We start from the raw sequence: 24,886 nt of genomic DNA on the forward strand, positions 1-24,886 counted from the left end.
GTTTGCCAAATTAGTGATCTTCCCTGTGTTTCATGTTACAAATTATTTTCCAAAAATGCACATCAGATCCACTATCGCCATCACAGATTCGATTATTGCCGCTACAAGCGCGTTCTTTTGTTGCGAAAATTTCGGATAAGTCACGCGCAAATCTGTGCCAAACAAAGTATCCTAGCTAGTATGCAAAGCGTAAAGAATTCTCATCGCACCACTGCCACAAGCACATTTTCTGCAGTGATTGCTTTTTTCGTGTTTTCATTGGCCGGCGGGCTTGCACTCGCCGGTGCGATCCTTCCCGTTGCAGCCAGCGCAGGTACTGCAAGTAACGCCGTGATGAAACTTTTCGACGATCTCCCAACCTCGATCGATTTCACGAAACCGTCAGAGCAATCGTCGATTCGTGCAGCTGACGGCACGGTACTGGCAAATTTTTATGCTGAAAACCGGATCGTGGTCGCTTCCGATCAGATTTCACAGCATTTGAAAAATGCTGCCGTCGCGATCGAAGATGAACGCTTCTTTGAACACGCTGGGATTGATGCAAAAGGCATCCTTGGCGCTGCATTCAATAATTTTACCGGCGGGGCGCTTGCCGGTGGTTCCACTATTACCCAACAGTATGTGAAGAATTCCCTGATTGAAGAAGGGCGTTTGGCAAACGATAATGAGCAGATTAAGGCGGCTACTGAAACTTCGATCGGGCGCAAATTAAACGAGGCCCGCTACGCGCTCGCGATTGAAAAGCAGATGAGCAAAGATGAAATCCTCACTGCTTACTTAAATATCGCACAATTTGGCCCTTCACAATGGGGTGTTGAATCAGCTTCCCGCTTTTTCTTCTCAAAGCCCGCAAAGGACGTCACAATTGCTGAAGCGGCAATGATTGCCGGTAATACGCAAGCACCGAATCGGTGGAATCCGCTTACCGATCCGGAAGCAACACAGCACCGTCGTGATTCCGTATTGGGCAAAATGAAACAGCTGGGATATATCTCCCAGGAAGAATATGATGCAGCAATTGCCACGAATGTGAAAGATCTGCTGAAAATATCGCCTGCAAGCAATGGTTGCGCAATGGCAGGCAATGCCGCATACTTCTGTGAAACCGTGATTAGCGATATCCTCGCATCGGATTCTTGGGGGAAGAATCGCGCTGATCGGATTCAAAAGCTCTATCGCGGCGGGCTTGATATTATTACGACGCTTGATTTGCAGGCACAAAATTCTGCATATGCAGCACTCGTTTCGGAAGTACCAGTAGCTGATCCTTCTGATGTTGATGCTGCAACCTCGATTGTTGAGCCGGGCACCGGTAAGGTTCTTGCAATGGCGCAAAATACTGATTTTGGGAAGCCGAGTAAAGAGCACCCTGATTACACGCAAGTGAATGCAAATGTAGACGAAGGTCGTGGGGGTGGCATTGGCTACCAGCCAGGATCAACTTTTAAGGTATTTACACTTGCCGAATGGATCCGCACCGGGCATTCGCCAAACCAGTTAGTGAATACTAATCCGCGTCGTTTTACCGCAAAAGATTTTCACATTTCATGTGCACCGGAGATGAATATTAGCACCTGGGAGCCACAGAACTCTTTCAATCGCCGTGCCGGAATGCAGACCGTCACCGAGAATACTGTGCAATCGTACAATATCGGCTTCCTGGAGATGGCTGGCGATTTAGATTTATGTAATATGACGAAACTTGCCGGGGCAATGGGCGCACACCAGGGTACTGTCGGTACGGAGAAGAATATTAAGGGTCTGGAAAAGCTGGATGCGAAAGTTGGGAAGCCGCTTCCGGTACGGCCAAATCCGGCTACGATTATCGGTGGCGATCCCGTCACTCCGCTTTCGATGGCAAATGCTGCAGCTACTTTTGCCGCAGAAGGTAAGGCTTGTAAACCGATCACTTTCACTGAGATCAAAGATAAATCAGGGAAAGTGCTCTCAAAGCAGGAGCCAGATTGTAAGCAGGTGCTTCCGGAAGAAGCTGCACGCACCGCCAATCTTGTAATGCAGCATGTAGTAACTCGTGGCGGTGGGTCACGTGCTGCGATCCCAGGGCGTAATGTGGCAGGCAAGACGGGCACGTCTAACGATTCAACAAATACTTGGTTCTTTGGGCTTACGCCAAATATGGGTGCTGCTGTTTGGGTTGGGCATCTTGATGCAGTGAAGCCGATGCAAAATATTACGATCAATGGCGTCTACTATCGTGAGCTCTTTGGTGAAGCAATCGCTGCCCGGATTTTCCGCAAAGCTGGGCAGGGTGCGCTCAAAGATAAGCCGGTAATGCGGTTTAAGGCTCCGCGCGGTCGGGTTTTGCTCCATACGCAGAGTGAAGAAGAAAAGAAGCGAGAGGCTGAAGAGGAAGCGCGGAAGAAGCGGGAGGCGGAGGAAGCTGGCCAGCATAAAATCCCAAATGTGAGCGGGGTAGAAATGAATTCTGCTGCACGTATTCTCCGGGAGAGAGGTTATGCTGTAGTGGCTGCTGGCGTATGGTCGAATGCCCCGAAGAATACGGTGGTTTCGACTGAACCGGCGGCGGGCACAGTACTCGCGCCAGGGGGAAGGATCACGTTGAATATTTCAGCCGGGCCAGCCCCTTACTAGGATGCAGCACTTGTTTGGCGAATTAATTTTTTTGCAGGCATTGGCAAAGTGCAGCAAGATCAAGATCGTGAAGTGACGAGGTCAAATTAGCAATATGAAATGGAAAACTGCCGCATGGCTGAGTCCGATGGTGCTCGGTGCCGGTTTTTTTGCGAGTGCATTGGTTCAGGCTCATGCCTATAAGTTGCGCCGTCGTGCCGTAATTATTCCTGATGGTGTTGCCGGTACTCCTTCTCCGGATGCTTCGCTGCGAATTTTGCATATTTCTGATACGCATTTGATTCGGACTCAACTTCGCCGGAAAAGTTTTTTGCGGAATCTTTCGGCGCAGAATCCTGATTTGATTGTTTTGACGGGTGATTTGATTGCCGAGAATGGCGCGATTGAGCCACTGTTGCAGGCGTTATCGGCATTTCGTGGCGTTCCCGGAGTGTATGTTTATGGGTCGAATGATTATTATGCACCGAAACCGAAGAATCCGTTGAGTTATCTCTGGCGAAATTCGCAGCCGGTTAAGAAGGCGGTTCCTCGCCGCTTAGATACTGCCCGGCTTACTGCTGGGCTTGATCAGCTTGGGTTCATTAATCTGAATAATGCTACTGCGAAGATTACTGTCGGTACTTGGGAGCTGGAATTTATTGGGGTGGATGATCCGCATATTGGGCGGGCAAGATTCCCTGAGCTTTCATTCTTGAATGAAAGTAGTGTAAATGCAGCAAGGCATTTGCCGCCAGAGGAGCTGCAGACTGTGCGGATTGGTTTAACGCACGCTCCATATCGACGGATTCTAGATCAGATGCAGGAAGCTGGCTGCCAGATCGTATTTGCCGGGCATACGCATGGCGGGCAGGTGTGCTTGCCGGTGCATCGTGCGCTTGTTACGAATTGTGATTTGCCTGCTACTCATGCTTCCGGTTTATTCTCTTGGCCGATTAGTAGTGCGGGCGGTAGCGATATGGATCAGTTAGATCTGCCTTTGCATCAGGATGGCACAGTGATTGGCTGGAGTTGTGAAAATGGTGTTGAGGCAGAGGCTGCTGCCAGTGCACGTGATTTTTTGCTGCAAGGAGTGTCGGAAAAATTATCGGATGCTCATGCGCGAAATATGCTCGTGCAAGTATCAGCAGGAATCGGTACTTCTCCGTTTGCGCAGATTCGTACTTTCTGCCCGCCGGAGGCAATTCAAATCGATATCATGCGGATTTAGGCGTGATCCTCGTGGTAGCGGTGTGGAATGATTCTCACGGTTTGTGTCTCAATTTTTCCGTAGCGAAGAAAAGCGTTAAGATATAGAGGCTGCTCGGTTTGAGTTTGAGTCTGATAATTTTCTGGTTTTGTTCTAGATGTGTTCAGGTTTAATATTCAGCCGCGTGTTTCGGGGTGTGGCGCAGTTTGGTAGCGCGCTTCGTTCGGGACGAAGAGGTCGCAGGTTCAAATCCTGTCACCCCGACCATTTAATTTCCTCGGCAGATGTTCGCGTCTGCCGGGGATTTTCTGTGTTTTGGGTTGATTAGCGAAGATGCGTCGGTGTGCATTTGTTTGGCGTGCCGGATGCCGAAGTATTTATGGTGAGTGCTGTAGATCTGCGTGGGCAGATCTACAGCACTCACTTTTATCCTACTTGGCCTTGTACTGTGTGGCGCAACCACAGTACGGAAGCTGCCAAGAAGATTCCGGTAATGAATAGGTGCGTACCGAACCCTGATCCTCCTGTAAGTGGGAATGATCCTGGGATTTCGACGGTTTGCCTATTCAAAACTGTCAGCTCGAATGTGTGGGTATCCGCGTTGTACTTAAGCTTAGCAGATTCTCCGATTTTGATTTCGCTACTTAATGTTTTAGGTAATTCAAACTCAATTGGATCTGCCAGCTTTTCGTATCCTGCAGGAGCCTTCTCCTCGGTAAGGCGGTACTTGCCTTCCGTAATGTCGCGATCAAGCAAAATGCCGTCATTATGACGATTTGGATCAGCTGTCCAGAACGCAGCCCAGCCCTGATCATAGAATTTAGTGTCTACCTTGCCATCTGCGGTTAGTTTTTCCAGCTTGAACCGGGCATTGAGCGGCTCAGTGTTGCTGGTATTAGCATCGCGTTTCAGGATTCTTAGATACGGTTGACGCTTATTTACTACAGTAACTTCGTCAGTCTTGATATTGGTGACGGTAGCGTAGTTGCTTCCGTAATCGTATTCGGTGCGGTAATCTTTGGGATCCACCGGTGCACCTGCGAGTGCGGTTTCTTCCACCGAGTAAACAATCCGGTCACCACTAGGCCCGTAATAAGGCAGCCCAGTGAACTTTGTTTCAAAGTTATTACTTGCATTAAGCGTGGCTAGAGTATTTTCAACCCCCAGGCTGGAAAGTGCTAACTCCGCGCCACCTGCACGTGCCTTAAGCATTACCTGTACGTCTTTACGCTTGCCTACTGGGGTGTTCTCCCAGATTTTACGCACTAAGAAATTAGTTTTCTTAACACCAGTCACAACCGTGATGGTGGCGTTACCGCGTTTCACCCCGGTATAGCTGGCGTTATTGTTGTAGCGAATCTCGGATGTCAGCTTGTCAGTAAGCCCAGATTCGCTGGCCTGGTAAACCAGGGTTTGCCCATTCGAGTTGAACACTGGCACCGGTTTGAAGGTGAGGTTATTTTCACCGGCCAGGGTTTTGCGTTCCACCAGTTTGGCTGGCGCACCAGCCTGACCTTCTGGGGCCACCAGCAGTGAGATGGACGAGGAGGTGCCTTGTAGGTTTTGCGGCACGCCTGGCTCCCAGCTGCGGGCCAGCGTGTAGGTGGCACCTGGCACTTTCACTTGCGGTATCGGCAGGTCGAAGCTAGTCGCAGAGCTTAGGTCTGGCTGGTAGTTGGCTGCCGCGTTGATTGGCTCGAAAGTGTCAAGTTTGGCGGCGGCGACGTTGGAGCGCACATGGTAGCTAAAGTTCAACGCTGGGTTGACGGCATCTCCACTGAACCGCAGATTACTGCCGTGAATTGCTTTACTCTGTGCATCCCAAACCAGCGTCGCTGGCTGCTGCCCGCCCAATACTGGCGCGTCACCCATAGTTTGGAAAGAAATATTTGAGCTGCCCGGCGTAAGGGTTTCTTTTTCGTCGAGGGTGACGTTGTCACTCAAGTTAATGCCAAGACTTCCTTCACGCGCACCAATTTGATTCACCAAGTTAGAGAGCACATTGACATAGAAACCGTCAAGATATCTACTTTGTACCTGGGGCAGAGAGTTAGCAACTGTTCCCACATGGCTTTGATCAAGGCCAAGTTCCACAAATTCTGAACCTAAATCAGAGAATTTATTGGCATCTGAAAGATCTTTATAAACAGCTTCATTAAAGAGATAGAAGTCATATTTACCTAACATATCTGTCAAGCGCTGCCGGTTATCTGTAAAGTTAATTTTTTCGTTTCTGTTCCAGTCTTTTATTTTACTGTCGTTTAAGCCCAAACCGGCAAGGGTTAGCACTACCTTACGGGCATCACGATCGGCATCAGACATACCGTTATCGACTAATGCTGGGAAGTCTTTCTTTTGATCTCTCTCGTAGCCAAAGTGACGAGTGTCCCACCCTTCGCCTGTTCTTAACTTGCTATAGTTATCGCGCAATGCTTGCGCAGCTTGACCCAGTGGGGTGAAATCGATCACTTCACCTTGAGTTGAGTTTGTTGCCCACTTCCAGATCGAGATCCGTGAACCCTCCGGTAACAACGACTTCAGTGGGGTAATCACATCGTTGATAATTCGGTCGCGATAGAAATCCCCAGAATCTCCACCGTACATATAGCTGTTGTTGCGTCTCTCCAGCATGACCAGTACGTCAGTCTTGGGTGCTGAGTTCTTCAAACCTGCGCCTGAGATCGAAACATCAACGCGATATTTACCTAGCTCGCTGGTGGCAGAAATCTTTTGGCTGACTTCAACGCCAGTCGCTTGGTGCACACCGTTGGGGTGCTTAGGATCTTGACGCTGCAGTTCACCGAAACTTCCGTTGACATCCAAAATCTGGGTATTTGAAGCGTTGGCTGCTCTACCAGTTCCACCGCCAGGAAAAATTACCGAAGTGCTAGCACTAGCGGCACCGGTTTGGCCCTGCTCCACTAAGGTCTTGCCCTCGGCGGTAACCACGATTTTCAGCGGCGCGGAGGCAACATAGCCATGCGGCACTTTTGTTTCTTTTAGCCAATAGGTGCCTTGGTCAAGATTCTCGAAATACAGCACACCGGTTTTCCCGGTGATTTGTTGCTCAACCACTACGTCGCTGAAGTTCGCATCCCGATAAAGGGTGAACCCAGCGCCTGGCAGTGGTTGTGGGTTAGCCGCATCGTTGGTCTTGAGTAGTTTGAATTTGCCGCGCGGGTGGTTAGTGATCTGCAGCTTATTGTCTGCTGCATCTGAGATCACAGTTTGCCCGCTGACTTTGAAAGTCGCCACCGGGTACTTCGGCAAGATATACCCTGCCGGGGCTACCTCTTCGATCAAGTAATAGGTGCCGTCAGCTAGATTCTGGTAATTAAAGCTCGGCGAAGCGTCAATTTTACGCACCCCATCAGGCGCGGGCAACACATGCACCTGCTGCCCACTCGCCAAAGCTATGTCTTTTCCACCTTGGGTACCAGGGGTAACCAATTTATACAGCCTAAATTGGGCCTTGGCCTCAGTTATCACCTGGCCGGAAACGTCAGCCTTAGTAAAGGCAATCTTATTGCTACGCTTATTTTCAAGTTGGTAGGTGAATACGTCACCCTCAAGATCTAGCTTAGTACCTTGAGCAACATTATCTGGGTTTACCTCTTCATAGCTGTAGCTGCCTGTTTTCTCTTTCACCAACTTGATATAGAACTTATGAGGATGCAGGTCATAGCCAGAAGGTGCTTTGACTTCTTGAAATTCGTAGATGTGGTCCACCTTAGCGGACGGAACACGAAATTCATCGGCATTTACGGTGACACAATCAGCCAACTCACCTGTGGAGTCCTCGCAGCCTAGTAAGATGCTCCGCTTCGGGGCAACGGGGTTAGCCAGGTTGAAGTCAGCAAGTGGGTATTCGTTCAATTTAAATACGGCGCCACGCAGCGGAGCTTTCGATATGCTATCTATCTTCTTGATCGCAACGCTCGGGATTTTCTGGTTCTTAAACTGGAAAAGCCCTTGTTGACCATTGAGCTTCAATGAAGCAGGGAAAGTCTTACCACGAAGCTCAGGTTCAACATCCCACTCTTTAGTAACAATCTGAGTACCTTGCACCTTTTGCTCAATGTACTTCAGCACCTCGATGTGCGGCACTTTCTTCCCATCCACTATTTTTGTGGTGACCTTAATCCGCATGCTCGTGCCTTTTACGTAACCCTGCGGCGGAACAGCCTCGATCAAATTATAAATACCGTTGGAACCATCGAACGGGCCACTAGCGTGCACACCTTCAGGGATAACGTCCCTGAAGGTAATAACACCATTCTCGTCTGCCTGCACCTTTGTGCTATAAACACCGGTGTCGTGATACAGCCGGAAGCTAGCTGGATTATTCCTAATTGGGTGACCTGCTTCATCCACCTTCATGAAGCTAATATCAACCAATTTTCCATAGTTTGCCGCACCTACACCCTGAGTTGGCTGATAGCTACTCTGGTTGGTGTCTAGGTTTAACCCGCGTCCCGCAACATAAGCCTGGTTGTGGTAGAAGCCTTCGGTGTGTGGCTGTAACTTTTTAGCTTTGACGTCCAACACCATAGTTTGATCGCGGTGTCCGGACATCTCTACGATGACTTTATAGTTCAGACGCACGTCCTTGTGACCAGGTCGAGCAGCAGGAATATATTGATTATGTGGCTTGGTATATACTTTTTTAACTTCCAAACCTGCGGGAGCTAACGGAGAACGATTTGGCCATAGTTCAACTAGAGAATCATTTCTGACACCACCGTTCAAAAGCCCCACGCCAGTGTAGACTTTCACGTCTTGACGTAACGATGCATCGCTATTTCCGTGATATAGCTGAATAGTTTCCGATAAGTTATCTTCATATCGAGGATCGTACGTCGCTATACCTCGCGCATTAAAAACTGACCGGTAATGTAAAGCGTCATCAGTCTCTTTAGTGACGTACTTATTTATCTGCCCAGCAAGTTGATTAATCCCATTATCTTGATAGTGGAAGGTAGTCCATTTCGATAGCGAATATTTGCAAGGTTCAGCACTACCATTTAGCCCGATATAGGTGCCTTGGTATTCGAGATTCTTTACTACAACATTGGCCTTAGGGTCAGCCGGGTTGTAAACAAGATCCGGGTTTTCCCTCAACCCCCAGTAGTATTTTTCACCCTGCTTTGGCCTGCCGCTGCCATTGACGGTTTGGATTCGTTCATGGGGAAGCTCACGCCCGATAGTAAACCAACCCTCATAGTCCTGGTCATGTGTGGCATTATCCCACAGCACAAATTTAACCTGGTTGCCTCCGATGTAATACATCTGCCCGATAAGGCCGCCCCATCCGGGTTTTCCGTTAATCTGGCCAAGCGGGTAAGTACCGTCACCAGAATACTCAAGCTTCAACTCGGGTGGCAGTTTCAAAATGAAATGGTCACCGCCAGTAGCGTTGGCAGGAACCCTGAATTTCCCTTTTAGTCCTGACCCGGTCGCATAGCGTTGAGCTGTTAGCCAGTACTGGTTGATATCGGTAGTTTCCAGTTCAAAAACACCATATACTTTGGTGCTACACGATCCACTGATAGGAGTCACGGCATCGTCAGCTGCACGCTTGCGATTAAAGAAACTGTAGGTGTAGGTTTCACTGTCGGTCAGCTGATTGTAAAGGATCATCCCCGGCACCGGGTTTTCCGAAACGAAATAACGTATCTTCTGGAAGTTAGTATCGTAACTGTCCATGCCAGGCAAGACTGCACTGTTTCCGCCTTTCGGAATAGTCAAATCCCATGTTTTACCGTTCGCATCTTCAACACTGTATGTAGTTTCAACCTTTTCGGCGTCAAGCACCTCTTTATGCCAGAACTTTTTAACTGTCATATCAGCTTTAAGTGCGCTGACTGTCGCGCCAGAAAAGGTGTGCGGCACTTTATTGTCAGTAACAGTGCTAGTAGTGACCAGCTGCACTCGCCAGCCTGGCTTTAACGTTACGGGCACCGTCGAGGTGTCGGCAGGAACATCTCTGGTTTTTACTAACTCGTAACCACTTACCCCTGGCTGATATACATATACTTTTGCAGACCCATTTCGTCTATGAGACTCATCCAAATTAATCGCGATATTGTGATCTTGAGTACTATTCGTGGTGTTGATGTAGGAGTATTCCCAATGTATTTGATCAGGGCTTGTGTAATACCCGGCAACGTTCACTCCACCTGCGGCCACATCTGTTCGCTGCGGAGTAGGGTTGACGTAACCAGAAAGCACTGGATTACGTCCAGCTTCCAAGCTGAAGTTCAAGAAAGAATACCCGGTAACTACTTCATCTTTATCCAAGGTGCGGGTGTTACCGTCAACCGTAACCGTGGTTCCTTGGATTAACTTGGTTGTCATCCGGTTCGCCACATTCAGCACATAATGTTTACGCGGCTCCAAAATCGGGGTTTTGATGGTGTAAACATAGGTGCCGGTAGCGAGTTGAGTTTTATCAGTGCGAGTGTCTTTCGCGGAATAAAGTAATTTACCGTTAGCAGAAGTGGTGATAGTCCCATTGTCTTTAGCACCATTTTTAGTAACCGACACAATGGTGGGCTGACCCAAACCAGACTCCGCAGAAGTAGTGAAGAACCGCTCAAGTTTCTGGTTTTGCGCAGTTAATTCGTTGGTCACATTGGCAGTGTAAACCCAAGTGATTACCGGCCTTTTAGTTTTCGAGTCAAGCTCGATGCTTTTAACGTCAAGACCCTCATCCTGCTTAAACTTCCCCAAATTCAGCGGAAATTTAACCGGCTCAAGCGGGATAACTTCGGTGCTGTCTTCCACTACTGTCCAGCCGTCGTTGGGTGCCGCAATGGCTTGAGTGGAAGCGCCCACGCCAGAAACGACTGCCACAGCTATCGCGCTCAACAGCATCAGCAATGCAATGAATGCCGATACGATCCGCTTACCAATCAGCGCCGGTAGGGTACTTTTCATTTATGCCTCAATTATTTATCCGTGCGGATTTATCTCACTACGTTCCGTATCGCTGCTCTACACTATTGCCGCATAGCCACTTGATTCTTCTCATCCCTGCATTTGTGCAATTTGCACCGCAGCGGTAAGCGAAAAGCAATCTTCAACGGAGATAAGCACCCGTAACTGGGCGCCCAATTTGCTGCATAAATTCATCTTTCGGATTAACTCATGAGCCTATCAACAATAACACTACCTTTAGTCCCACTTCAAATATTTGTCTAAAAATATATTTATTTCATATTTTTCTCGCGCCTCCCCTTTGAGCAGGGGAAATAAACACAAAAACCGAGTAAGAAAAATAAATATTTTCTCCTCGCTTCAGGCAATCTGTTCAGGACCATCAGAGTTGGGGCAAAGCATAACATTTCATCAACATTACTCAGCTCGATAGCCGTCTTGAACCCCACCCAGCATTGGCGCAATGAAAATAAAAGAACCTCTCGCTGCAGCCTCCTTTTCGGGTTCACATAATTCTTCAGCTTTCTTTAACACTTCTTAACCTGCGAGATCACTTTCTGTCCATCTTGAAACTTTAGATTGTTAGGTGTGTGCATGAAGAGAAAATTGCTCTGCACATTCTAATCACGCTCTAGTACAAGGATTTGAGATGAAAACTCGTAAATACGCTGCGGCAACTGCTGCTGCCATCGTTGGCGTTTCACTTATTGGAACACCTGCTTTCGCAGCCAACGCAGACACTCCCGCTGGTGAACCAGCTGCAGCTCCAGAAGCTGCAGCTACCGCTGCAACATCAGCCCAACCAGCAGCGTTACCTGCTCAAGCCACCCCTGCAGAAGATCCACTCAAAGCATCTGAAAAGCCTGCAGCACACACTGCTGCAGCAGATCATGCACTAGCAGCCACCACAGCCCCCGAAGCTGCATCTGAAACTACAACTGCACCGGTAAAATCCGCCGATAGTGCCGATAATGCCGATAGCAACGAGCCCCTCGCAACGATCAAAGTAAACGAAATTCAAACACCGAAGATTTCTCCACGGGCAGCCACCCCCACCGAAAAGCAGGCAAGCACTGACTCCCCCGCCCTGGTTTCAACCAATGAAAAACCAGCAGTTGTTGCTGGCGCAACCGTTCCTCCCACCGCTAAAAAAGGTTTCCGCGTGCTTCCCTACCTCCAGCAACCACGCTCAGATTCCATGACGGTGAATTTCTTCTCCGAAACAGGTTCCAATGCCAAAATCACAGTTAAAGGGCCCGGCCTGCCAAAGGACGGAGTGACGCTCGACGTGAAAGGCGTTCGCAACCCCGTCTCGAAGTACCAAGATAGCGAACTCAAGCTTGGTGATCGCACACAGCCAGGCGGGGCTACTAATCCCCTCACCGCCAAGCAAGGCAGCTGGATTCGCGCATCTGAGCCATACAAGTACTCGCAGCAGATCAAAGGTCTACTTCCAGGTAGTAAATACACCTACACGGTAGAATTAGACGGCTACACTCACAAAGCCACTTTCAAGACGAATCCGCCTCTCGGCAAAGGATTCATTGAAAAGATCAAACTCATCGCCTTTTCCGATACCGAAACTGACCCAGTTGGTCGAGTAACCTTCCGCGAATGGGTTAAGAGCCCACTCACCAAAGGATCCGAAGCCCGCCCAGATGCAGCCGATTCCGCATGGGCCAAAAAGTTCGGCACAAATAAGCGCGACGGTGAAAACCAGCTTCGCTATGCAATGACCGAAGATATGGGGCAAAAATACAATAATCTGCTGATCAAGAAAGCCCAGCCAGATCTCCTCTTAATCCCTGGAGATATTGCAGAGCGGGCTTCATTCCAAACCCACTGGGATGAATGGTTCCGCTACTTCGCTGGCGACGAAGCTGCAATCCTCGACACAATTCCTACCATCACCTCACTTGGCAACCACGAAGTTTATGGCTACTGCAAGAATGCGGACGACTGCACCGACGTAATCCGCGCTCGCGCTCAATACAACTGGAACTTCGATACCAATCATCCGGAAAACTCCCAATACCGTGACGCATTCCATCGCACAGACTACGGGCCGGTTACGGTGATCTCCATTGATTCCACAAATGGAACAGATCAAACCCCACGTGGAAAGAACGCACCAAACCATACTGGAAATGATGCGACACTCACCCCGGATAAGTACGGTACCGACACCCAAAATGCATTCAATATCGAACAGTACAAGCGCGACTACCCCAAGGCTGTAGCAAACGGCTGGTGGGGCGAAGGCGCCGACCCGAACAAGCCAGACCAGCCAAACTTCATGCCAGGCTCAGATCAGTACAAGTGGCTCGAAGCACAGCTTGCTGATGCGAGAGCCAAGGGGCAGGCTATTTTCGTGCAGTGGCATCACGTGGCATACTCGAACGGCACACATGGAACGACGATGCACCATGCGTACTCCGATGCTCAGCCAGGTACGCCGATGCGTCACCTCCAACCGCTGCTGGAGAAGTACAACGTAGTATCCGTCTTCTCAGGGCACGATGAAACCTTCCAAGCTTCTTATGTAGACGAAGCGAAGGACGGCACAGGCGTATACCATTGGGATGTCGGCGTTGCATCTGACGGTCTGCGCGGCGAGAAGATGATTAAGAACCCAGCAGATCCAAACGGGCCTTATGTGCCACTCGCCTTCAATACACATTCAATCTGGATGGCGCAACGCGATGAGCCAGAAACATGGCGCACCAACGAAGCGGGTGTAAAGCACCTTGTTTCCGGTGGCAAGCACTACGGATATCTTGACATTCAGGTTGAGCCCTACACTGGGAAAGCGCTAGCCTCTGGCGTAATGCCAGCAGCCATCGTCACAATGACTCCTATTTCAGCATTCCCAATCCTGAATGACAACTACGACCTTGTTGAGGTTCAGGCGCGTAAGCTCACCTCTGGAATTCAGATTGTTTATCTGGATGCGCAAGGGCGCCCGCTTAACCCGAATGCTCAGCCGGGCAACGTAGTGGTCACCCCGCTGCCAACTGAAAACGGTGGAAAGAAGCCGCAACCGTCTGCCGATGGCAAGACCACGGTTCCTGCCCACAAGGCGGAGGCGGGAACAATAAATCTGCCGGAAGGGATTATTAATGCTGCCGCTACGGGCAAGAAAGCACACGTGATTGTTGAACTTGACGCAGCAAAAGCAAACGCCATGAAGGATCCTGCTTCTACTGTTACCACTACAAAAGCTGATGTGAAGAAGGATTCTGCTGCTACTGTAACCACCGGAAAGGAGCTCGCGAATACGGGTGCTTCCATTGGAGATTCAGTTGAACTTGCAGCTCTTCTGCTTGGTCTTGGTGGTGTAGCTGTTGCAGCTCGCCGCAAGAAGGCCTAAGCGCTGTTAAATATAATGATTTGGTCCTGCCAGATGGCAGGACCAAATCTGTTATTCAGGCATCTGGCGATGCTTTAGCGAAGGCGACACTTTGCATATTTTTTGTTTCCTCTTCGGCATTACACATCCGCACACAGGTTTGTATACCGACATTTGTCGGTATACAAACGCACCGCAAATATGCTTAACTCAGCTTGAATAACAAAGATGCTTCTCCCCTAAGTTAGATTCACAGCAGGGCAACAATCATGAAACTTCAAAAAATCACTAAACTAGCAGCCGCAAGTATCTGCGCACTTGTGCTACCATTTTCATCTGCTAGAATCGCACAAGCAGATGAAAATTACAATTCAGAATCAGTCACCGTGGCTGATAGTCTCACAGCACGTAAAGCAGTTACGATCGAATCCGATACACTTAACCAGCTTATCGAACCAACTACTACGGTTGCGGAAAATCTTGCCTTTTCCTTTGAATCAAGCGTAATCACTGCACTTCCAACCGCACAAGATATTGCTATACAGACAATGGCAAATGATGAGTCCATTGAGCTTTCACTTCCAGATTTTGGATGGGGAGGAGTTGAAGACACACTTCCAAAATTGATTAATAAAACACAAGAAGTTTTACCTAACCCGACAGATAACGGTATCCAATTGTTGTGGACCATTAAGGAAGGTAAAGGAACAGAAATACTTCGCATCGATTCTGAGATTCCTCAAGGAAGCAAATGGGTGATAGAAGTTGATGGATCACTCTCGTTAGTTCGTCAGTCGGAGAGTGGTGTCACTGAAGTGCTTATTAGTTCAGGGACCCCTTGGGCAATAGATGCCAATGGAAAGAATCTTCCCACACACTACGAAATTCATGATGGAGATATTTTTCAACTTGTAAATACGGACGGGGCAGTATTTCCGATTGTCGCTGACCCAAATTGGGCATGGTGGGGAAGTTTAGCATTATGTGTAGCAGATATTGTGACAATCTTTGTTCCTGGAACACAAATCATTAAAGCAGCAAAGGCAAGTAAAGCAGCTGCTTTCATTGCAAAATCTCCTCAACTCAAAAAAGCAATTGATTCATTGGGCGGATTGAATGCAGCGATGTCTAAGCTCTTAGGTAAACTACGTGGAGCAAAATACGGACAAGCAACAGAGCGGGCTATCACAAAAATTTTGGATATTGGAAAAGAGAGATTCTTCGATATTCTTGGTATTGGTGGATGCTACGGCGTCTACGCTAACTGGGGCAGGTGAATATCATGCAGTATCTCATCATCTTATTTCTCATAATTCTTGAAAGTTTCTTCCAGGTTATGAGAATTAAACTAAAGAAATTCATCCCTAAATCGATAGAACGCCTAGGTTTCCTCACTGCGTATGTAGCTTTCGCAATCTACTACAACAACCTGCCGCTAGCTATCACCGGATATATTCTTAGTTTTCTTCTCTTCTCCTTAGTTTCTTTATTCCTCAGCGAGAGTCGCGAAGAGTCATGTTAAAGCGGCAAACATTCTCAGTGAATTGCTGACAGACCAATCTATTACCGCTTTGAGACACACATCCGAACTATCGGACAGGCATTCTCAAGGTCGTAATAAAACATATGACGGAGAAGTTGTTTGAAGCAGAGATTATCTCACACTCGCTCTATATAACAGATTTGGTCCTGCCAGATGGCAGGACCAAATCTGTTATTCAGGCATCTGGCGATGCTTTAGCGAAGGCGACGGTAAGTTGCAGCAACAGCCACGCCGGCAAGCAAGATCAACATCGCAACCCCACCCAAGGTGATGATCTCGCTAGCGCCCGTCTTACTAAGTGTTTTGACGGTATTGACTTGGTTGTAATCTGCATTCGCTGCGGTTTGCTTTGCAGATTTCACCTTAGACTCACCCTGAATATTCACCTTAGACTCACCCTTCACGATGTTGTGCTGATGAGCATCTCCTGGAGACTGCTGATCCTTGATTGCCGTCTTACCTTCTGCGCTCTGCACCATCTCAGGCTGTGAAACTTCAGGCACCCGGCTCCCGTCAGCCTTATTGCCGTTCAACTTCAGAGCGATATCCTGCTTTGCCGTATCAAGCTGTGCTTGCAATTCATCAAGCCGTGCTTGCAGCTCGGCAATCTTCTTATCAGCAGCCTGCTGAGCTGCAGTAGCAGTGCTCTTGAGCTTCGTAAGTTCGAGCTTACCTGCTTTGAGTTGATTCTCAAGCCCCAAAGCCAGCTGCTTCACCTTATCGCGTTCCTGCATCAGCGCTTCATTCTTAGCAGTTTCGGCATTCTTCTGCCCAATCACCGCAGTGAGCTGTTTTTGTAAGACAACACGCTGTGCTTCAGCATTTTTGATTTTTTGTTCAAGCACCTTAATCGCCACAGCATGTTGCTCGGCTGCTTCTTGTGCAGCTTGATTTGCGGCAGCCAACTGATTTTCTGCCTCATCGAGCCTAGATTGCGCATCAGCTAGTTTCTTTGCAGCTACCTGTGCGGCAGCTTTGTGCTCTTTATTCGCAGCATCGAGCGCAGCTTGCTTTGCCGCATCAGCTTCTTTACGTGCCTGTTCAAGATCTTTGACAGCTTTCGCCTGAGCTGCTTCTAGCTGCTTTTTTACAGTGTTCGTCTGCACAGTTGCAGCATTTAACTGTTTTTGCAAATCTGCAGTTCTCACTTGCTCGGTTTGAAACTTATTTTTCAGTTCAGCTAGCTCCACTTGTGCAGCAGCCAATTTCTCTGCCGTATCATTAGCAGCAAGCACTGCAGTGATTGCCTGCCTTTCTGAGTTCAGCACTTCATCAGCAACCGGCTTCTGCCCAGCATCAGGAAGGCAACGCTTCAGTTCATGATAGAGATAGAAATGTGAACCTGGCTTGATTGGCTGGCAATCCCAACCGAAAGTGGCAGGCATTTCGTTATGCTGCATCCGCACCAGCTTGAGGCCGTCAGCATTGGTAAACAGATCCCATTCGATATTTCCAGCCATCGGGTCAGATTCAGCTTCGTTAAACTTGAAATCCTCGAAATTGTAAACCTGCCCATGCTTTGCTGTTTCATTTGCCCCGATCTCTGGAATTCCCATTACTGCATTGAGCGGGGTCAGAATCTCGTTGTGCGAGAAAATCAGCGTCCCAACCGTGTTGCCCGGATCGTCAATGGCAGAGAAAAACTTAGCCAATGGCTTCAAACCTGCCCGGAACGAGAACAACTGTGGCTGCCCGTCAGCCGTCTGCGCAAAACCACGACCCCGCTTATACCATTCGTCGATAGCACGACAGCGGCCAATCATCATTGACGCATCGCGATCAAGCTCAGGGAAATCGCCAGGACGGAGCTCGCCAGCAGGCTGTTCATCCAACGAAAGATTCTGATCCATTGCATGTAACTCGACGATATCGCGTGCCACACCACCACAGTAGCCAGAGAGTGAACCAACTCGATTAAACTGTGGATCATCAACAAAATCACCGATAAATGGACGGAACAGCTCTTTTGCGGCAGATACGTAGTCAAGTCCAACACCAGGGCTATGCTTTTGCCAGCGTTTCGCCTTCAGATATTCGGCATCCTGCTTCAGATACTGATCGCGCTGAGCATCACTCATATCAGAATCAGCAATCGTCTTGTTCACGTCCTGCGTTGGAGCTGCTGGGAACAGCTGCGGATAATCACTCTTTAACGTGTCGATAAATTCTTGACCAGAATCAATCGCACGCTGCTTCTTTGAAGAATAAACGTCAATAATCTTCTTTGCATCATTGCCGCTCTGGTAAAGATCACCCAAACGCTCTTTGGAACGGGCTGCAATATCATGCCACTCTTTGTGCCCGAGAGTAGAAAGATTGCCATTACCACGAGCACTTTCCTGACCGGAGCGATACACCGTATCAATGTAGCGCAGTAGTTTTTCGCCTTCCGCATTGAGTTTATTTTCATTTTTCGCAGCGCGAAGTACTTTCATCACGTTGTTTGCATGGCTCATGCTTGAAGAACCGCGAGCGCCGTGGCGGCCAAACAGCGTAACGTAACTGAGATCGAAACCTTTCGGAGCTGCCTCCAGCGGCTTGCCGAAACGAGCGGAAGCCTTGCGTGAAGCCTCATAAGAGGTATCAGCGTTAGTCCAGCGCGGCGTGAGTAAATCGCCAAATAGCTTGTGCGGATCATTCGTATTGTGCCCGGTAGCGCCAGTGTGGTCGCCGGTATTAGTGTCTTGTGCAGCGGATGCAGTAATCGGCTGATTGAGCACGAATGTTGGAGCAGCAACAGTGAAACCAACCGTCATCATCATGCTGCTTGCAACCGCTACACCTCGATTCAGCAGTTTGGTCTTTGTAACCATGAGTATCCCTCTCCTATTCGCAGGACTTTGGTTTGACAGATTCATATATAGATCTGAAAGGAAAACCGCGTTTCACACGGCAACGACGCCAAACTACAGGAGCGCAGAAAACAGGATGAAACACTCTGGTTATCACGAGGTAAATATATGCGGATGAGATTCGGATATGCGGAGATCTTGCGTTCGCGTTTTTAGAGTTTTCGTTGTTGTGGAGCGGAAAACTATATTCGGAAAAGCTGCTTCACGTTTTCTGATGCTGTGTGCAGAAAACTGCAAGGATCTTACATATTTGGTATCTTTTCCCTATCAAGACCAGTTCCGCCCGCGAAACTTCAGGGTCGGTTCTCAACTTCTCCAGCGATCTGATGAGCTAGATTGGAACGACACCTTGCAACTTGTGAGTAATTCCCCCATCGGAAAACTGCAGATAGTTACGGATGACGATGCGTTGATCGGCATCTGGCACGAAAACCAGCACCCCGTACTGATCCCCGCAGGTGGTGCGGCTTTGGCGGAAGAGGTCGCACGCCAGCTTAACGAGTATTTTGCCGGAAGCAGACGGGAGTTCGATCTACCACTCCGCTTCACGGGAACCGATTTCCAAATTCAAGTCTGGGAATATTTGAGATCCGTTAGATTTGGAACGACAACCACTTACGCTGCCACGGCAGCAGGCATTGGGCGCCCAAATGCAGTCCGTGCAGTGGCTAACGCTATTAGCAGAAACCCTATCAGCATCGTCGTGGGCTGCCACCGCATTATCGGGACGAATCGGAAACTGACCGGGTATGCAGGAGGTATAGATAAGAAGCGCTGGTTATTGCAGCACGAAGCGAGACTAACCTGCCTCGCCCTAGCGGAATGAGCTTCGCAAACTGGCGCAAGCATTCGCGAGCCGCACTCACTTCCATCCTTCTCGCTCGTTTTGAATACAAAAGGATGGAAAACAGGATTCAACAGTTCAGTTACCGCAAGGTAAATAAATATACCGTCGAATAATAGTAAATAGCTGAAAAATAAATTGACAGACTACGATGATTGATGAGGGGAAAAATAAAGGAAAAAGCGATCTCGAAACGAGGTTCAGTATGCAAGAAGAAAACCAGAAAAATACCAAAGATGTCCAATTTTCCGACATTTTGGCATCTGAGCATAAAGAACTTTTTAGCCAATTTATTCACGATTATGAGGCAGCTTTAGAGCGAGGCGAACAAGCAAAAAGCGGCAATCAGGACGTACAATATTTTCTTTCACTGCAGAAAAAACGCTTAGCAGCACACGGTGTTGAATGTGATATAGATATTGAACCATACGGATATATTGCATCCACTGATAAATTTCTCGATCTCGTTTCTAGTTTCAACTTTCGCTCAGCAAAATTTGCCAAAGCTCTCAATAGCCAGACGGTGCTACGTTCCCTTCGCTTTTGTAAAAATTCCCGCACGGTTTACAAAGAAAAGAAAAAAGATTACGCCTTATATGAGGCCATAGTCAGCCCCGCTGAAGAAGAAATCGAAAATATTCACGACACGACTTACGTGTGCAGTAGTTGTGGGAATATTACAACTGTGGAAAATTTATTGACGGCGTGCCCCTACTGCAGGACACGTTATCTCATCAAAGACCTATTTCCGAAAGTTAACAACTTCTATTTTCAAGAAGATTTAGGAAAAAAAGAAGTTGCCAGCATAAAAAATTTTGTAATTTTCGTCGGTTTAATTTGCCTTGCAGCGCTATCAACATGGAGATTCATGCAAGAAGGTTTTTCCTTTCTCCTACTGCTAAATATGCTGGCGGTTTCTATCCCTATTTTCTTCTTCGTTTATTTAGCACGCGCAATATTTACCCTTTTCCGGCTGATAAAGTTAGGGATAAAACAACAAAAATTACTCAACCGCGGTAAACGCAACCGCGAATGGGTGACTTCTCAGCTATGGTCACTAGATCCTTCTTTTAATTACGAGTATTTCGTTTCCAAAACACTCACCTTGCTCCGGATTCTTTTATTTCACCCGAATGTGCAACAATTCCCACAATTTGCCGCTAATGCTTTTCCCGCTTGGGGAGAGCAGATAGTTCACCTCGATTATCAAGGCGTTGTGGAATTTAAAAACCTCCATATAAATAACGGATATTTGGAACTAGAACTAGCAGTTCCGCTTATTCTGTACTTTCATGATGGAAAACGCATCATCCGTCGTAAACAAGATGTTAATTTGAAAATCGTGCACAAACACGGTGTACTAGCAAAACCAGACTACTCCGTAAAGAAAGTAACATGCCATTATTGCGCAGGCAGCTTTGACGCTTCATCGCTGAAACGATGCCCATACTGCAGAAAAGAGCACGATTTCGCCGCCGAAGACTGGCTTGTCACAGAAATACGTTAAAGATCTGACTATAAACCGCGAGCTAAATAAGCAAATTTACAGCACTTCCCAATTGCAGGGTTGCTGGAGCCATTCGCAAATAACTCCAGCAACCCTATTCCAATTTTCCAGTTGTTGTATTGTACTCAGCCAAGTACGAATCATGATTGTGATGCGTACCGGCAAAAAATCAGCGCAGTGAACTATTTACTCGGAATCTCTTTGCTCTGCACCTCAGACTGCGCAAAGGCTTCAGACTGCGGCAATAGACGCACAGCAGTGGGTGAAAGCTCTAGTTTTGCCGCGTTTGGGTCAGATTTTTTCAAACGTTTGATGTAGCGTAGATAAATCAGATAAGCACCGCCAATGAACACTACAACACCGCCAATATTGTATACAAGAGTCATCCAAACTTCTTGACCATAGGGCAAGGTTCCAGTGATAAAGACAAATGCGAACACTGACATCATAAATGCAGACATAATCATGCCGAATTTGCGTGACCCAACACGGAATGACCTTGGTACATTATCGAAATTCTTGCGGAAGAAGAAATATGCCAAGTAAATAAACAAGGGTGGAATGAGCGCAGTTGCTGCGGTCATATTAATAACAATCTGCAGCATTCCATCAATTGATTCTGAACCCAAAGCAGGGATTAACAAAATTGGTACCACGATAATAAACTGCAGCCAAGCAGCGCGCACGGGAATTCCTTTATCGTTGAGGGTGACGAGTTTCTTACCAAAAATTCCAGCTGGAATTTCAGAAAAGAAAATTTTCACTGGAGTAGCCGTCCACATCAATAATGAACCAAGTGTTGCAGCCAACATCACTAATCCAACAATGCGATTTACAATTTCGGTTCCGACACCAAAGTATGCACCTAAACCACCCATCGTCTGGAAAATACCATCAGAGTACGTTAGTTCTCCGGCAGGAACGAACACCGTCATCAGTAATGAAGCTATCGCGTAGAGCAGACCAATCATTAAACCTGCAAAAATAATTGTGCGAATGAAAGTCTTTACTCCCCCGCGAATATCGTTAATATATACACCTACTGATTCGGCACCGCCTACACCTTGAATAATCCAAGCCAAAGTACCGAAAAATGCCCACATTGCAGCAAATGAAGTGGTGTCGGGTTTCATAGCACCTAAAGTTATTGGCGTAGCTGGTTCTAAACCGCCGAGCAGCGCACCCGCAGTAAGAATAATAAAAGCAAGTGCCATGACCATCATCAGCGTCGCTCCGACACTAGTGACCTTACCGATCCAGGTAGCTCCTTTTGTGGATACCCATGTGGCGAGAGCAAATATCGCAATTGAGATTACCGCAATCGTAGTTTGTGAAAATACTTTCTCTTGACCCCAAAAAGTATAAGAAGCATACACCAAAATAATTGGCAGTAAAGACGCAAAATAGAAAAGATTCACGAACCAGTATGAGAAAGCGCCAAGGAATGCCCACCTACCGCCAAGTGAAGTCTTCACCCATTGGTAATCACCTGATTCAGAATTCTTATTGAGTGCCACAAGTTCTGCAATAATCAAGGTGTAAGGTAAAAAGTAGAGAAGTGTCGCAAAGAAAAATGCTGGCGCCGATGCCAAACCGATTGACACAGAATTGTTGATTACATTTCTGAAATTAAAAACCGCTGCTACGGTCATTGTGAGAAGCGCATATGTTCCTACACGCGCTCTAGTATTGGTATTCATGATTTAACCTTCGCTTGAGTGAATCCAATGTTTACTTATTGTGGAAGCTGATTCCTTCTACAGTTACCCGCAGTTGGACTCCCGAAAAGTCTCTTGAGGTGAACAACTGTGTTGCCTCAGGAGCATCAAAAATGACCAGATTTCCTGGTTGAATTGAAATTTTTATTACTTCCGGCGCTTTTCCGAAACTGTTTGCGCGCTGGCTTTGAACTTCTACAAGCATTCGATCGGTAAGGTCAGAATAGGGCTCCTTCATCTGACCTCCGCGCAAAACTGCAATCTCAGCAGTTCCTGATGCACAATACAGCACGCGCAAATAGCGAATACTTTGGATAAAATCCGGATCGGAATTTTCTCCGTCTATTCTTCGCCAAGTCAGTGAATCTCCTACGGAAAATGTAATTCCCGACGGAAGGGATTCTGCTGCTGCGATTGCTTCAAATGTGCGGTCCCACTTCTTTGTTCCTGCAAGAACCTGCCGTGCCGACGTGAGATTTGAGTACCTTAACATATCATTGTTCCGTTCCTGTGCAGAGGAAAAAACCGAGCGAAAAAGCAAAATCTTGCCAGTGGGTACGATAGCTTTGTAAAACCTCCGAACCCCAAGAATTAGAACCTAATCCAAGTAGTGCAAAATCAATATTGACTTCGTTTGTTTGCTCTTGCCTGAGTTCACTCAAGTGAGCAGCTCGTGAAATTTGTTCGTCAGAATAGGGCAATATGCGGAAGCTGAACGGCAGCTGCTGAGCAAGAATGGTGATTCCCCGTTCTTGACTATCGCAAATCGTAACGTCAGTTGTTTCGCAACGATTTCCCATTGCTTGCGGCACAACATAAGGAGTTACCATCTGTCGAGGGGTAGTTTCATAGCTTCCGAAAAGATTTGCACGCTTTGAATCCGGATAGTTTTCTCCCGGTCCGCAACCAGAATAATTTATTTGGGAAAATTCTTTCGGTAGAGCGAAACTTACCCCAATTCGCGGGATAATATCGGCATATTCTCCGTAAGGGCTTCCCGATATGTGCAATGTGATTTTGCCGCAATTATCGAAAGTCCACTGATATCCACAACGCATTCCAAAATCAAAAGTTGGCGGAGCGACGACGGCTTCCACATTCACAGTTACACCGTCGTCATGTTCTTGATAAGTAAATCCACGAGTGGATTCTTGCAGATGATCAAGCAGACGCGGTTTCCAGATTTCATCGTATTCCTGTTGATGATTATCGATAAGCGGCTGGAAAAAACGTATCTCAGGCGCACTGCTGAAGATGTTTTCCGTTTCACTGCCAAGGAAGATCAACTTGCCAGTAATCTGATCGAATCGCGCGATAAAAGATGGATGGCAAATACTGAGGATATGATTCTTTGAATCAACTGTGATTTTTCCTGCCTGCGAAAGTCTTTTCGGGGCAGGCTTGATGAATTGATCCGCTGCTAATGTAAACTGATCCTGCGCAAATATTGCGTCAGGGAGATGCCAGCGATCTCCGCCTGACGATACGGCTTGCACTGACAAATCGAATCTACACATTTCCGGATTGTTGATTTGTTTCTGCGGCGCTGCCTGCGCTTCTGAAATGAGTTCAGCTAAGGAAAAATTGTGCGTTTCTCCTGGGCTAAGAATAGGTAAAACAAGTTTGCAAGCAGCTAATTCAATTCCGTTACAAGTAATCTTGCAACGAATATCGATGCCTGAAATCTCTGTAAACCATTTTCGGGAAGTAACCCGCAATTGATTATCAGAAAATGTAAAACTAAGCGGGGCAATCACAAACGAGTACTCTGTTAGCCCAGGTGAAGGCTCTTGCCACGGGAATACAAGACCGTCAACGCAGAAATTTCCATTGTTTGGGTAGTCTCCAAAGTCTCCACCGTAGCAATACGTTTCCTGACCGTGCTCGTTTTTTACCAGCACGCCATGATCTGCCCACTCCCAAACGAAATGTCCTTGGATGTGATCCCACTTTTGAAAAACTTCCTGATATTCACTTAAACCACCCGGACCATTTCCCATCGAATGTGCATATTCGCAAATAATACGCGGTTTCGGATGGGGAAATTCACCAAAATCATTCATTTGCGATACACGAGAGTACATTGTTGAAATTACGTCTACAACTTCTGCGTTTCGATCTTCTTCATAATGAACTGGACGAATAGCATCAAGTTCTTTACAACGGCGGTACATTGCGCGGATATTGCACCCATAGCCAGATTCATTTCCCAACGACCACATTACGATAGCGGAATGATTTCGCTGCGCCAGAACGTGACGTTCGATGCGGTCAACATATGCTTTTTCCCAGGCTGGATAGATACGGCAAATTTTCAATCCCCTTCGATTCTATC

At 47.5% G+C, this 24,886-nt stretch carries 11 protein-coding genes and 1 tRNA gene; 7 read left to right on the forward strand and 5 right to left on the reverse strand.

Going from position 1 to position 24,886, the window contains the following annotated elements:
• The first annotated feature begins 180 nt into the window (after window positions 1–180).
• From J2S36_RS04550 to J2S36_RS04560, 3 genes are all read left to right on the forward strand, one after another.
• Entirely contained in the window at window positions 181–2,613 is a 2,433-nt protein-coding gene (locus J2S36_RS04550) for a transglycosylase domain-containing protein (protein ID WP_309956000.1), read from the forward strand.
• Window positions 2,614–2,707: 94 nt separating this feature from the next.
• Entirely contained in the window at window positions 2,708–3,820 is a 1,113-nt protein-coding gene (locus J2S36_RS04555) for a metallophosphoesterase (RefSeq protein WP_309956002.1), read from the forward strand.
• Between the two features lie 169 nt (window positions 3,821–3,989).
• Window positions 3,990–4,066 (forward strand) — tRNA-Pro (locus J2S36_RS04560).
• 159 nt (window positions 4,067–4,225) lie between these two features.
• On the opposite strand, the gene J2S36_RS04565 is transcribed toward J2S36_RS04560, so the two are convergent.
• Window positions 4,226–10,738 (reverse strand): SpaA isopeptide-forming pilin-related protein, encoded by a 6,513-nt coding sequence (locus J2S36_RS04565; RefSeq protein ID WP_309956004.1) that lies wholly within the window; start codon window positions 10,736–10,738, stop codon window positions 4,226–4,228.
• A gap of 649 nt (window positions 10,739–11,387) precedes the next feature.
• Here J2S36_RS04565 and J2S36_RS04570 point away from each other — a divergent pair.
• Window positions 11,388–14,108 carry a metallophosphoesterase gene (locus J2S36_RS04570; RefSeq protein WP_309956006.1) on the forward strand — a complete coding sequence of 907 codons (2,721 nt, stop codon included), beginning with the start codon at window positions 11,388–11,390 and terminating at the stop codon, window positions 14,106–14,108.
• 248 nt (window positions 14,109–14,356) lie between these two features.
• Window positions 14,357–15,364 (forward strand): hypothetical protein, encoded by a 1,008-nt coding sequence (locus J2S36_RS04575; protein ID WP_309956008.1) that lies wholly within the window; start codon window positions 14,357–14,359, stop codon window positions 15,362–15,364.
• 460 nt (window positions 15,365–15,824) lie between these two features.
• Here the strand turns inward: J2S36_RS04575 and J2S36_RS04580 are convergent, their stop codons facing one another.
• Window positions 15,825–18,443: a histidine-type phosphatase gene (locus J2S36_RS04580; RefSeq protein ID WP_309956010.1), complete on the reverse strand. Its 2,619-nt coding sequence runs from the start codon at window positions 18,441–18,443 to the stop codon at window positions 15,825–15,827.
• A 208-nt stretch (window positions 18,444–18,651) separates the two neighbouring features.
• Between J2S36_RS04580 and J2S36_RS04585 the strand changes: the two genes are divergently transcribed.
• A complete protein-coding gene (locus J2S36_RS04585) occupies window positions 18,652–19,308 on the forward strand; it encodes a methylated-DNA--[protein]-cysteine S-methyltransferase (protein ID WP_309956012.1) in 657 nt (218 codons plus the stop codon).
• 169 nt (window positions 19,309–19,477) lie between these two features.
• Entirely contained in the window at window positions 19,478–20,833 is a 1,356-nt protein-coding gene (locus J2S36_RS04590) for a TFIIB-type zinc ribbon-containing protein (RefSeq protein WP_309956014.1), read from the forward strand.
• Window positions 20,834–21,015: 182 nt separating this feature from the next.
• Here J2S36_RS04590 and J2S36_RS04595 read toward each other — a convergent pair whose 3' ends face one another.
• The 3 genes from J2S36_RS04595 to J2S36_RS04605 are packed head-to-tail and all read right to left on the reverse strand — an operon-like array spanning window position 21,016 to window position 24,869.
• The gene (locus J2S36_RS04595; RefSeq protein ID WP_309956016.1) at window positions 21,016–22,533 is read right to left on the reverse strand and encodes an amino acid permease; all 1,518 of its coding nucleotides are present in this window, start codon (window positions 22,531–22,533) and stop codon (window positions 21,016–21,018) included.
• Between the two features lie 31 nt (window positions 22,534–22,564).
• Window positions 22,565–23,044, reverse strand: a complete 480-nt coding sequence (locus J2S36_RS04600; protein ID WP_309956018.1) for a NanQ anomerase/TabA/YiaL family protein — start codon at window positions 23,042–23,044, stop codon at window positions 22,565–22,567.
• A 1-nt stretch (window position 23,045) separates the two neighbouring features.
• Window positions 23,046–24,869 (reverse strand): glycoside hydrolase family 2 TIM barrel-domain containing protein, encoded by a 1,824-nt coding sequence (locus J2S36_RS04605; RefSeq protein WP_309956020.1) that lies wholly within the window; start codon window positions 24,867–24,869, stop codon window positions 23,046–23,048.
• Window positions 24,870–24,886 lie beyond the last annotated feature (17 nt).

The sequence above is a fragment of the Arcanobacterium hippocoleae genome (genome assembly GCF_031456295.1).
Classification (GTDB): domain Bacteria; phylum Actinomycetota; class Actinomycetes; order Actinomycetales; family Actinomycetaceae; genus Arcanobacterium_A; species Arcanobacterium_A hippocoleae.